This is a genomic window from Lysinibacillus sp. FSL M8-0337 (assembly GCF_038593855.1).
Lineage (GTDB): Bacteria > Bacillota > Bacilli > Bacillales_A > Planococcaceae > Lysinibacillus > Lysinibacillus sphaericus_D.
Genome location: NZ_CP151996.1, coordinates 1,001,624 through 1,014,678, shown reverse-complemented (window position 1 = coordinate 1,014,678; position 13,055 = coordinate 1,001,624). Strand labels below are relative to the sequence as shown.

The following is a 13,055-nucleotide window of genomic DNA, read 5'->3' as shown; positions in this document are numbered from 1 at the left end:
CAAGACTTGTTTTCAAAAACAAGCCCTCACATTCCTTATTACACAACGCTACATTAATCAAATCGTTCGCCTTGAAGGACGCCAGACTCTTGTAGCATTTCACGCAAATATCGATACGTCTCATCATGCCAAAATGCATCTGTTTCAATCATTGCTGTTGCATCTTTCCGTGCCGTCTCCAGGGTTCTATAATCATGTACTAAATCAGCTACTTTAAAATCAGGCAAGCCGCTTTGCTTACGGCCGAAAAAGTCTCCTGGTCCACGAAGCTCTAAATCTTTTTCAGCTAGACGGAAACCATCATTTGTTTCGGTCATAGACTGCATTCGCTCTTTCCCCTCATCGGATTTTGGATCAGCAATTAATATACAATAGGATTGATGCTCACCACGTCCTACACGACCGCGGAGCTGATGTAGCTGCGCTAAGCCAAAACGTTCCGCATCGTAGACTACCATAAACGTTGCATTGGGCACATTTACGCCGACTTCAACAACAGTCGTAGATACTAAGACGTGAATATCACCCTCGCTAAAGCCTCGCATTATCGCATCTTTTTCATCTGCTGGTAAGCGACCATGCATTAATCCAACTTTAAAGCGTCCAGTAAAATACGATGCGAGTTGCTCATAAATCTCTACGGCATTTTGTACATCCAGTTTATCCGACTCTTCAATCAAAGGACAAATGGCATATGCTTGTCTACCTGCTGTCAGCTCTAACTCTAGTTTAGCTAATACAGAACCGAGTTGTTCTTTTTTCATCCAATGGGTTTCAATTTCTTTACGCCCTGCTGGCATTTCATCAATTAACGAGACGTCCATTTCACCGAATGCTGTAATCGCCAGTGTTCGCGGGATAGGCGTTGCCGTCATAAAGAGCACATCAGGGTTTTCTCCTTTATCACGCAAAATTCTACGTTGCTCCACACCAAAGCGATGCTGTTCGTCCGTTATAACAAAGCCCAGTCTCTTGAAGAGAACATCAGGTTGGATAAGAGCGTGGGTGCCTATAACAATATCAATTTCTCCATCAGCAAGTGCAGCTAATAGTAGACGGCGCTCCTTCGTTTTCGTTGAGCCTGATAATAATGCGACACGTACACCAAATGGCTCAAACCAAGCGACTAAGTTTTCAGCATGTTGCTCTGCTAATATTTCCGTCGGTGCCATTAACGCCCCTTGAAATCCAGCTGTCACAGCAGCATATAAACAAATAGCTGCTACGACCGTTTTTCCCGACCCAACATCGCCTTGTAGCAAACGATTCATGCGATGCGGAGCTTTTAAATCCTTACATATTTCATTGACAACACGCTTTTGAGCACCTGTTAACTCGTATGGTAATGAAGCAATAAATGCCCGTAGTTTTTGCAAGTCAAATTGTATAACCGTACCGTGTTCAGTATCCTTACGTAGTTTACGTAAAGCTTGAATACGAAGCTGAAAGTTTAATAATTCTTCATAAGCAAAGCGCCTTCTTGCTTGTTTCGCGTGTTCAGCATTTTGCGGAAAATGAATACCTTCCAGCCCATCGCGTATTGAGACCAACTTATAGGCATCCTGCAAATGCTGTGGAATCGCATCTGGTAGCACTGCACCAAAGTCATCTAACACTTGTCGCATATATTTACGAAACCGTTTTTGTGGAATTAAACCTTTCAAACTATAGACAGGTTCAAAGTCTACTTGGTCGATTTTCGGTCCAAAAGTGACAGTGGTGCCATTAATAACTTGTCTGCCTCTATCCCATTTGCCCGTCACTGTCACAATAGTACCTGGTATAAGCTTTTGCTTTAAATAGTTTTGATTGAAAAATACGACTTTTACTAAATGTCGCCCCGCAAGCACGGTTACTTGCAAGCGAGATTTGTTGCGTCCTAAAAACAACACAGTCGGCTCACGTTCTACTTTACATTCAACGGTAACACGTTCATTATGTGGTGTTTGCGCTAAATCCTTTAAACGGAAATCCTCATGCCGATGTGGAAAGGTCCATAAAATATCGTTTACCGTCTCGATACCCAGTGTTTCTAAGTGTGCTGCGGTTTCTTTCCCGACTCCTTTTAATTCGGAGACAGGACTGGTTAATTCAGTCACCTGTCACAACAGCTCTTGAGATTTATTGTGTCACAAATCACAAGAGCCTACCTCCCTTCTATGTCAATTGTTTTATAGTTATTCGTAGATACATCCGTTCTCTTTTTAACTGTATCATAAAACTTTTCTTTCGTGTCGACACAGCAACTGAATATTAGGGTAGATTGCCATCGAGGGTAAAACGGTCACTATCGCCACGAAACCTTCAGGCCCCCGCTGTAGCGGATTGCAAAGACATAACAAAAAAGCGTTAGATTGATTGCAGTCAATCTAACACTTTTACAATTTATTCTATTGTGATTCTTGCTTTTAGTATGCTTTGTAAATCGCCATTATTAAGAATCGCATTGCTAATTGCTTTGCCTGTCGGCGTCGCTGCAAGTCCACCACGCGCTGTTTCTTTCAAGTTCGGGCTCATTGACTGACCGATGCGATACATCGCTCCAATGACTTCATCACATGGGATACGACTCGTAACACCCGCTAATGCCATATCTGCTGCTACAAGCGAATTCGCTGCACCCATTGCATTACGTTTAACACAAGGCACTTCGACTAAGCCCGCTACTGGATCACAAACGAGACCTAGCATATTTTTCAGCGTAATAGCAAATGCTTCTGCACATTGTTGAGGTGTCCCTCCTGCCATTTCCACTATTGCTGCCGCCGCCATGCCGGCTGCCGAACCAACTTCAGCCTGACAACCACCCGCAGCACCCGAGATAGAAGCATTATTTGCTACCACAAAACCAAAGGCGCCTGAAGTAAATAAATAGCGAATCATTTGCTCACGCGTTGGGTTTAGCTTATTTTTCACTGCAAATAAAGTGCCTGGCACTACTCCCGCAGAGCCTGCTGTAGGTGTTGCACAAATTGTGCCCATGGCAGCATTTACTTCATTCGTAGCAACTGCTTTACTGACCGCATCCAATAATAAATCTCCAGAAAGCGATTTGCCTTGTGCAATATAATTTTGAAGCAGGACAGCGTCACCACCAGTTAAACCTGTAACAGACTTTACTCCTTGTAAGCCTCGTTCAACTGCTTCCTCCATCACTGTTAAGTTTTGATCCATTTGTTGCATAATTTCTTCGCGTGTTCGTCCACTTATTAGTATTTCTTGTTCAATCATTAGCTCAGAAATTTGCTTTTCTTCACGCTCCGCTCGTTCTACAAGCTCACGGACATTATGAAATAATACATCCATTTTGCGACACCCCCTTAGTTGTTAATTTTTGACACTTTTGTAATATGTGGTATTAATGAAATTTGTTGAAGTACTTTGTCCTCAATATTTTGATCTATCTCAATCACCATTAAAGCCGTTAAGCCACGTTCGATACGTGAAACTTCCATATGGCCAATATTGACATTATGCATTGCTAAGCAATTTGCCACATTGGCAATACAGCCCGCGCGGTCATCATGTACAACAAGAATGGCAGGCATGCCACCCGTTAAGCGAAGCTTGAAGCCATTGACCTCGCTTACTTCAATTTTTCCCCCGCCAATTGAAATACCGACAATTGACATTTCACCATCATCGTCACCAAATACTAGTCTCGCTGTATTCGGATGCTCTGTATTAGCTGTTTCTGGAATAAATTCATATTGCATTCCAGCTTTTTCTGCATGCTCAAAAGCCGTTTTAATTCGCTCATCAAATGTATCAAAATCTAATAAACCACCAATTATTGCTACATCTGTCCCATGCCCTCTGTATGTTTCAGCAAACGAACCATATAGGTGGATTTTCACCCATTTCGGCTGTCTGCCAAATAAATCTCTTGCAACACGGCCAATACGCGCTGCACCTGCTGTATGAGAAGAAGATGGACCAATCATAACAGGTCCAATAATATCAAAAACCGATGTAAACTTCATACAAGCACCCCTCTATTCTATTCATATAATAATTTTTCTTTTACTTATATCATGCTTGATAGTTACTATAAAAGTAAAGCACTACTTTATCAACTTTCAGAAAATTAAAACGACTATAATTTCTTAACAATTTATATTGTTTCTTTATTGTACTCCCTACAAATACAAGCACACTAAAGAGCTATTATTCCAGCATTTACAAGTTGACTGTCCTTTGAAGAAATACACAAAACGATCTATTTTGCTTATTTCCTCTTGTTTTCAATGCGGGTATTCCTTTTACCATAAACAAAAGCAGTACACAACTTGTGCACTGCTTCGTCTACTCGTTCACTCTGCTACCTAATATTATTCTACCGAAATAATATATGGATATAATCCTTGTTTACCATTAAATAACTCCACTTCGACATCTGGATAGTTTTCTTCGATAAATTGGATTAATTCAGAGGCTTTTTCTTCAGACGTATCTTCGCCATAAATAATTGTTACGATTTCCGTATCGGCATCTACTAAATCTGTTATAACTTTCTCAGCAGCATCTTTTAACGCTGGTGTAGAGAGCACAATTTTCCCTTCTGCAAGCGCCATAAAATCGTCTTTATGAATTTCTACGCCATCAATCGACGTATCACGCACTGCATAAGTGACTTGCCCTGTTTTTACATGAGCAAATGCTTCTGTCATCGCTTTTTGGTTTGTTTCCACTGTTGCTTCTGGATTAAATGATAGAATGGCTGCCATCCCTTGAGGAATTGTTTTTGTTGCCACAACTGCAGCTTCAATACCCAATAACTCTACAGCTTGCTCTGCTGCCATTACTATATTCTTGTTGTTTGGTAAAATAAGTACTTTTTCAGCACCAATTTCCTGTACAGCTTTCACAATATCTTCAGTTGAAGGGTTCATCGTTTGTCCGCCCTCAATCACATAAGAAGCACCGATCGAGCGTAGTAATTCAGCCACACCTTCTCCCATTGCAATCGTAACAATTGCATAAGGATGCTTTTCAGCTTTTTTCGCTGGAGCTGGTGCAGATGCTTTGTGATCCTCGCCAACGATAGCAGAATGTTGCTCACGCATATTATCAACTTTGATTTTAATAAGACTACCATATTTTTGCCCCATCGCTAAAACAGTGCCCGGTTGCTCAGAATGAATATGCACTTTCGCAATTTCTTCATCTGAAATAACAAGCAACGAATCACCTAATGGGCTTAATTCATTACGGAATTGTTCCTCACTGAACGGCTCTTTATCATCTTCAAAACGAACCATAATTTCCGTACAATAGCCAAATTCAATATCTGCAGTATTCATAAATTCTTGGGCTCTATGATGTTCGGCATTAATTAAATCATCTAATGTTGCATCATTTTTCTTTGGTAGTGGCTCGCCTTTTAAAGAGGCTAAAAAACCTTCGTAGACAAATAGTAATCCTTGACCACCACTATCCACGACGCCCACTTCTTTTAACACCGGTAAAAGGTCAGGTGTGCGCTCTAGTGAAGCCTTTGCTTCCGCCGTAAATGCTTCCATAACAGCAATGATATCGTTTTCACTTTCAGCAACTTCTACACCTTTTTTGGCCGCTTCACGTGCAACAGTTAAGATTGTTCCCTCAACTGGTTTCATTACTGCTTTATAAGCTGTATCTACACCTGCTTGGAAAGCACCAGCAAATGCTTTTGCATTAATTGTTGTTTCTTTTTCTACAAATTTACCGAAACCTCGGAATAGTTGCGATAAGATTACACCTGAATTTCCACGTGCACCCATAAGCAACCCTTTTGATAACGCTTGTGCCGTTTTCCCAATATGCTCTGACGCTTGAAGTTCTGTTTCCTTAGCACCAGATGTCATCGATAAGTTCATGTTTGTCCCTGTATCTCCATCTGGTACTGGAAATACATTTAAAGAATCTACATAATTTGCATTTTGGAATAGGTGATGAGCACCCATTTGCACCATTTCAGCAAATTTTAATCCGTCTAAAGACTGCATTCGAATTTGTTCCTCCTCTTACTCATTCGCTACACGAACGCCCTGCACAAAGATATTGACAGATTTAACGCTCATACCTAATGTTTTATCCACTGTATATTTCACTTTCGACTGTACTTGATAAGCAACTTCCGAAATTTTAGTCCCGTAACTAACAATAATATACATATCAATATGTAAATCTTCTTCTTGTTGTCGAATTACAACACCTTTTGCAAAGTTCTCTTTACGTAAAATATCAGTTAGACCATCACGAATTTGATGTTTAGATGCCATGCCAACAATACCGTAGCATTCTATAGCAGCGCCACCAGCAATTTGTGCAAGTACATCTGTTGAAATATCAATTTGGCCGAATTCATTATTTAATTCAATTGACATAGAAATGCCCCCTTGGCTCTTTTTGACTAAATTATATTGTACCACTTCGGGTATACATTAAGCAACCTAAGTTGCCTTGAAAGCGCTTTGTGTCAACGTTTTTAGCGTTCCATTCCTACCCAATTAGCTTGCAGTATTTATGGTAATCTGTTCTGAACGACCTATTAAACAGCATTTCCTTAAATGTCACGGTCAAAACATTTTCATTAAATGTATTGGTAGACAAAAAAGCTGATGTATTTAAACATCAGCTTTTTTGCGGGATTCTGCTAACACCTAAGATGATCTCTTTACTACTGGTGTTTCAGTTGTTTCGCGGGTATTTTACTTTGCTTCGCGGATATTCGCTACTTTTTCGCGGGTATTTGCTTTCTTTTCGCGGGTATTTCACTCTACTCCGCGGGTATTCGCTTTCTTTTCGCGGGTATTTCCCTCTACTCCGCGGGTATTTGCTTTCTTTTCGCGGGTATTTCACTACTCCGCGGGTATTTCACTCTCTGCTGCATATAAGCTTTTTATCAGGGTTTCAATCATCACAGGCATTTCTTTAAATGCACTATCTACATGTAAACGCTCTGTCTTTTGATGTGCATCTTTGCCGAATGGCCCCACATTTAACACTGGACCCTTTAATGCAGACATAGCTTCAAATGGAATACTATACGTATCACCATAAACAGGTGTGTTGCGCTCAAATGACGTCCAGCCATTGGAATCATCTGTATAATTGACATAACTTAAATCACAAATGCCATTGAAATAGTGTATTTGCTCGACTTCAATAGCAAATGTTTTGGCTGTTTTCTTCATTAATTCAATTGATTGCTTGACGAGCGGATGCTGTGAAGAATTAATAGCTGGGTAGTACGGAGGTGCGTACAACAGCACCGTTGCTGGTGTTAACTCCTGACACCGAATCATCAATTGATCTACAATACGAATCGACTTCTCCCGATCATCCCACGCTGTATTTGCTAGCACTTGGTTTTTAATATGCTTTACTTCATCTGCGCCAAGTTTTTGAATAGCATGTTCTAAAACTGCCTCATAGCGAAGTACATTTACTTTCCCAACACCTTGTACTTGTTCACGTTCACAAATTTGCTTATATTGCATATTACAAGCAGCCATTGCCTCCAATGCAACTTGTTCAAAAATTTCCATGACCTCTGTTGCCGTCCGCTTTAACAAAAATACATTATAAAGTGCGGCTGCGCGATATGGCGTCTGTGTAGAATACTCCATTTTTAAATCCTTTAATTGTAAGGATACTGGCAATGGTGTACTTTCACCGAGATCTGTTTCGCGGAAAACTGGATTCCACTCCATATACTGTGTCATAAAGGATGCAATATAATTGGCTGTCATGCCTTTTAATGGCTCACCTACATGCGTCTCTTTTCCATAAAATAAAGCAGCCGGCATAATCTTACCGATTGTACCTGAATATATATATTCATTAATATCAGAAGGTCCTTGTGAAAACGAAGGCTCACTATTTAAATATAACTTATAAGTTAAATCGTATTGTTCACGTAACCTTACTAACTCGACTACGGCTGCACGCATACCAGCAGAATTGACTTCCTCATCCGGTACTGCTGTTAAAATTAGATTGATTGGCCATTGTTCAATACTCGCTTTTTCAATCAATTGCATGTGCAAAGCGAGCCCCATTTTCATATCCATTGTGCCACGACCAAATAAATAATTTCCCGACTCTAAATCAATTCTAGCCGCCTCTGGCAAATCTTTTTTATATTTAGGTTCCATCAGCATACTCGTCAACTCTTCTGGTCGACAAGCAAATGGCTCAAGCTCTCCATATTCCTCCGTATGAACCGTATCGAAATGACTAATTAAGACTACTGTTTCAGTAGCCGTTGGATGCTTGTACAATGCTGTAACCGCATGGCGACCAAGTCCCGCATCATGCAGTTCTATAAAGTTAGGATTATCTTGAAAATAAGAAAGCGTTTGTAACATCTCTCTTAATTTAAAGGCGAATTCATTTTCACCTGCTGTTAATGTTCTGCTTTCCCAGCTTACAATTTCACATAATAATGCCCGCAGTTTGTCTGGTGTATTCCATAAATAATTGTTCATATTTAAAATCTCCTTTATCCACTAAAAATGAAACATCCATTAAGCATTCAGTGACTCTTCTTTGTCAGAAGTGATGGTGCTCACTTTACTCAATTTCACTTTATAAAATAGCATACACGCTACAAAGAACCCTATGCCGTATAACAACCCTATTCTTTGAGTCGGATCAAACGCTAAAAACACTAATATAATGACACAAAAAACAATACAAAATATTGGAATTAACGGGTACAATGGCGTTTTAAATTTCAAATCTGCCACATTGCCTCCCCCTTTTACATAACGGTATCGGAACATTAATTGAGACATTGCAATGCCCATCCAAGAAATAGTCACCGAAATTCCCGCTATAGACATAAGCAACACAAAAACTGCGTCAGCTTCCATCACACTTGTTAATAACGATAGCAGTGAAAATAGCATCGTAAAAATAAGCGCATTTAATGGCACTTTATTTTTTGTTAATCGACCAAAGTACTTTGGAGCCATGCCTTCTTTTGACATCGACCATAGTAATCGTGTGGACGCATATAAGCATGAGTTCCCTACAGACAATATTGCTGTTAAAATAACGAAATTCATAATGCCCGCCGCATATGGAACACCCGCTATTTTCATCAATGTAACAAAAGGACTTTCAAGTAGCCCAAGTTCAGATGATGGGAAAATGGCAGACAGTACTATTATAGAAGCAATATAAAATACGATAATTCTAAACAAGATTGTCCGTATTGCTCTTGGAATGTTTTTTTCTGGATTTTCTGTTTCACCAGCAGCAATTCCTACAAGCTCGGAACCTTGATACGAGAAAATAACATTCATCATCGTGACAAAAATAATCGTAATACCTGCTGGGAATAATCCTGTCGGTGCTAAATTCGTTAAATGAGGTGTCGGCCGATCTGCCAAAGGAATCAAGCCAAAAATAGCAGCTACACCAATTAATATAAAGGCAATTACAGCAACTACCTTAATGCTTGCAAACCAGAACTCCGCTTCTGCGAAACCTTTCGTTGTTAAAGCATTTAATGTAAACAAAAGCACCATGAAGACCGCACACCATATCCAAATCGGCACATTTGGGAACCAATGTTGCATTAATATGCCCGCTGCTGTAAACTCCACCCCCGCGGTGGCAGCAGATCCAACAAAGTACATCCAACCTAATGAAAAGCCTGCTGACGGACTGATAAATCGTGTTGCATATGTTTGGAAAGAACCTGTGACCGGCATATACACGGCCAATTCACCAAGACAGTTCATCACCATATATAAAATTAAACCACCAAATAAATAACCAATTAGTGCTCCACCAGGGCCAGCTTGATTAATTGTATAACCTACATTTAAAAATAAACCTGTGCCAATCACACCACCAAGTGATAACATCAATAAATGTCGACTCTTCATAGAACGCTTCAATACATTATTATGCTGTTGCTCCCCTTTGCTCAACGCGTTTCCCCATTTCCGTATTTTATCAAATTATTCAATTTTCAGATATTTAAAGTACTAAAACACCCAATCAATTTTTCCCCTACAAATTGATTGGGCATGTTTTTTATTGACTTAAAATCGTAGTGACAAACAGCTTAATCCGCCATCATGCTTTCTAAATTCAGACATTTCAAGTTCAATCGTTTTATAGCCTAAGTCATTTAGTTTGCGATTGGTATCAGGATAACCTGCTGGAATAATGATAGCATCGTTTACTTGAATGCAGTTTGCAGAGTATTCATCTTGTTGTGGAATAACAATTTTCTCATAAGATTCAAATGCTGGATGATCGATAAACTCTCCAGCTACAACCATACGATTTTGCCCAACATACGCGATGCCCGTTTTTAAATGGAAGAAATCTTGTAATGGAATAATCGTTGCTTCATAGCCTTCCTTTTCAACGATTTCTTTAAATTGTCGTGCGCCTTCTTCATTTGTACGCGCTGAAATCCCTACATAAAATTTCTTTTCAGCTTGCAAAACATCACCGCCATCAAGTGTTCCAGGTCCTTCAATATAATATAGCTTGTCATAGAAATTTTTAACTGCTGGTTCGATTGCTTCAATTTCCCGATTGCGTGCTTCTGCTCCTGGATTTGTGATAATCGCAAATTCAGAAGTTAGTACCGCTGTATCTTCTACAAAAGTTGCATCTGGAAAAGCTTCATCTGCATCAAGTTGAGTAACCTCTACACCACATTTTTTTAATGCTTCTACATAGCGTTCGTGCTGTTCAAATAATTTTTCTAAAATAGGTTTTCCTAGATCACTTGTTGTTAATCCGTTAACAAAACTATTGCCTGGTGTTTTTACAATCACATTTTTAAACATATCATCCGTCCCCTTTTTATCCTCTGACTACTGGGCAAGTTAGACATGTAGGTCCACCTGTGCCTTTTACCGTAATTTCGTTACCTTTATATTTATATACCGTTGCACCCGCATCTAATAACTGCTGTTTAGTAGAAGGATTACCTTCAGGAATAACACATACTCTCGGCGCTAACGCTAACACGTTACAGCCCAAATTATCATACTCAGCTTTTGGTACTTCCACTAATTGAATTCCTCTTTCGATCAGAAGCTGACGGAAAAATACTGGCATTAAACGCGAATGTACAACAGCCAAATCCTTGTCTACCATACTAATAAACGACATTAGATGTAGGCACTCTGCTTCACCTAAATCATGAGGAAGTTGCACAACGATAAATTCATCGACCATAGTAGCTGTCATTTCCTTAATTTGACGAATCGCTTCATCGTTCGTGCGGTATCCTCGACCTACTGCAAGCGTACGGTCATCAAGCCAAACCAGATCCCCACCATCTGAAACAGCATCACCCGACAATTCTCCAATTATCGCAATCCCTTTGTCTTGCAAAAATTCCTTATAAACAACTGCCTCATGTTGTCTTAACTTTTTACCAGATTTCAAAATAATTGCGCCCTGTGGTGTGAATTTCACAGGATCATGCGCATAGAGCGAATCTAATCCTACTTCATTTGACTCCGGTAAATAATCAATTTGTTCAACATACTTCTCTAGAACGGCTATAAACTCAGCATATTCTATAAGAGCCTCCTGATAATTAGGTTCTGATAAATAGTTGAAAGTTTTCCATTCATCCGCAAGATGCTCTTGGCTTTTAAAAGCGTCTTTTGGATGTTTAATGATTACATGTTTTAAAGGTGCATACATGGATGAACAATAATGCATACCTTCACCCCTTTTCCGTGTAGTGGAAAACGTTTCCGTTAAGAGGAAAGTTTATATAAAAAATATAGGTGTTTTATGATATACTGTCAATATATTTAGAAAAATTTTAATATTATCTTTTCCAAAGAGAAAACTAACTATGGACAACAATGAAGGAACTAGACGAACAGGAAGAATAAAAATAAAATAAGATTAGAGGAGGTGGGACCATTATGCAATTATTAGAACGTGCAATGACAATTGCGAAAGTGTTAGCTTCAGAAGCATCCGAAGGCAGTTTGTCTATTTCAGAGCTTTCCACCAAATGCGATTTACCATTGAGTACATTACATAGAATTTTAAAAGCGATGATTGCGCAAGGAATGATTGAACAAGACACACAAACGAAGCATTATCGTCTCGGCACCATATGGATGGAGTTAGGTTTGCAAGTGTATGATACGATGGACTATATTAGCAAAATTAGACCGGAATTAGAAAGACTCGCTAGAGAAGTTGAGGAAAGTGTTTATTTAAGCAAACCTGCGGGGTTAGATACGATTATTATCGAACGTATTGATAGTGCTGCAAACCCGATTCGTATTTATGATCAACTAGGTATTCGCATTCCAATGCATATTGGGGCAGCCAATAAAGCGTTGTTAGCCTCTTTACCGCCCGTAGAAGCAAAAAAAATTATGCAGCAACTCGTTCCTATGGAAGAAATGGCTGAATTAGAAGCGCAATTAGAACAAATTCGATTACAAGGCTTTGCCATTAGCCACGGGGAGCGAACAGCCGGTACTTCCTCAGTCGCTGTAGCCGTTTTTAATGGCTTTGGTGAAATTATCGGTGCCGTCAGTATTGGTTTTGTTAGCTTTAACGTCAGCGATGAACATATCAACTTTCTTACACAACGTCTTGTAGAAACAGGGAAACGCGTGTCTACAAAACTTGGCTATCGCGGAAAATAATCTATTAAAAAATCCACTGCGCAATGAATCGAGTAACCATTGTTCAGTGTTTTTTTTATAGCTGTTTTTGCCTGTAAAGGTTTTTTTCTTGAAAGGTTATGTGAAAACTGTTGCACTGAACGACTTGGTATGTTAAATTATTATGGTATGTGAAATACCGAACTGAAATAATAATCTTTCAGCATCAACTGTAAGGAGGGAATACAACATGCCAAAACAATGTGTAATCACTGGACGTAAAGCTCGTACTGGTAACAACCGTTCCCACGCTATGAACGCTAACAAACGTACTTGGGGCGCTAACCTTCAAAAAGTTCGTATCCTAGTTAACGGTAAACCAAAACGTGTATGGGTTTCTGCTCGTGCTTTAAAATCAGGTAAAATCGAGCGCGTTTAATAGCCGCTTCT

11 protein-coding genes are annotated in these 13,055 nt (G+C 39.5%); 2 read left to right on the top strand and 9 right to left on the bottom strand.

Going from position 1 to position 13,055, the window contains the following annotated elements:
* Positions 1–53: 53 nt before the first annotated feature.
* The 9 genes from recG to MKY08_RS04530 form a co-directional block, all read right to left on the bottom strand.
* The gene (gene recG, locus MKY08_RS04570) at positions 54–2,099 is read right to left on the bottom strand and encodes an ATP-dependent DNA helicase RecG (RefSeq protein WP_069510163.1); all 2,046 of its coding nucleotides are present in this window, start codon (positions 2,097–2,099) and stop codon (positions 54–56) included.
* A gap of 286 nt (positions 2,100–2,385) precedes the next feature.
* A complete protein-coding gene (gene sdaAA, locus MKY08_RS04565) occupies positions 2,386–3,306 on the bottom strand; it encodes an L-serine ammonia-lyase, iron-sulfur-dependent, subunit alpha (RefSeq protein WP_024362069.1) in 921 nt (306 codons plus the stop codon).
* 14 nt (positions 3,307–3,320) lie between these two features.
* A complete protein-coding gene (gene sdaAB, locus MKY08_RS04560) occupies positions 3,321–3,983 on the bottom strand; it encodes an L-serine ammonia-lyase, iron-sulfur-dependent subunit beta (RefSeq protein ID WP_024362070.1) in 663 nt (220 codons plus the stop codon).
* 348 nt (positions 3,984–4,331) lie between these two features.
* Positions 4,332–5,987 carry a DAK2 domain-containing protein gene (locus tag MKY08_RS04555; RefSeq protein ID WP_069510164.1) on the bottom strand — a complete coding sequence of 552 codons (1,656 nt, stop codon included), beginning with the start codon at positions 5,985–5,987 and terminating at the stop codon, positions 4,332–4,334.
* 18 nt (positions 5,988–6,005) lie between these two features.
* Complete coding sequence (locus tag MKY08_RS04550; RefSeq protein ID WP_024362072.1) at positions 6,006–6,368, bottom strand: Asp23/Gls24 family envelope stress response protein; 363 nt, start codon at positions 6,366–6,368, stop codon at positions 6,006–6,008.
* 474 nt (positions 6,369–6,842) lie between these two features.
* Positions 6,843–8,474, bottom strand: coding sequence for a M20/M25/M40 family metallo-hydrolase (locus MKY08_RS04545; RefSeq protein ID WP_069510166.1), 1,632 nt, complete (start codon positions 8,472–8,474; stop codon positions 6,843–6,845).
* Between the two features lie 39 nt (positions 8,475–8,513).
* Entirely contained in the window at positions 8,514–9,884 is a 1,371-nt protein-coding gene (locus MKY08_RS04540; protein WP_069510778.1) for an amino acid permease, read from the bottom strand.
* 159 nt (positions 9,885–10,043) lie between these two features.
* Positions 10,044–10,805, bottom strand: a complete 762-nt coding sequence (locus MKY08_RS04535) for an arginine deiminase family protein (protein ID WP_069510169.1) — start codon at positions 10,803–10,805, stop codon at positions 10,044–10,046.
* 16 nt (positions 10,806–10,821) lie between these two features.
* Positions 10,822–11,694 (bottom strand): arginine deiminase family protein, encoded by an 873-nt coding sequence (locus MKY08_RS04530; RefSeq protein WP_069510171.1) that lies wholly within the window; start codon positions 11,692–11,694, stop codon positions 10,822–10,824.
* Between the two features lie 212 nt (positions 11,695–11,906).
* Between MKY08_RS04530 and MKY08_RS04525 the strand changes: the two genes are divergently transcribed.
* Together MKY08_RS04525 and rpmB are read left to right on the top strand one after the other, a co-directional pair.
* Positions 11,907–12,647 (top strand): IclR family transcriptional regulator, encoded by a 741-nt coding sequence (locus MKY08_RS04525; protein ID WP_069510172.1) that lies wholly within the window; start codon positions 11,907–11,909, stop codon positions 12,645–12,647.
* A gap of 208 nt (positions 12,648–12,855) precedes the next feature.
* A complete protein-coding gene (rpmB, locus tag MKY08_RS04520; RefSeq protein WP_024362078.1) occupies positions 12,856–13,044 on the top strand; it encodes a 50S ribosomal protein L28 in 189 nt (62 codons plus the stop codon).
* Positions 13,045–13,055: the final 11 nt, after the last annotated feature.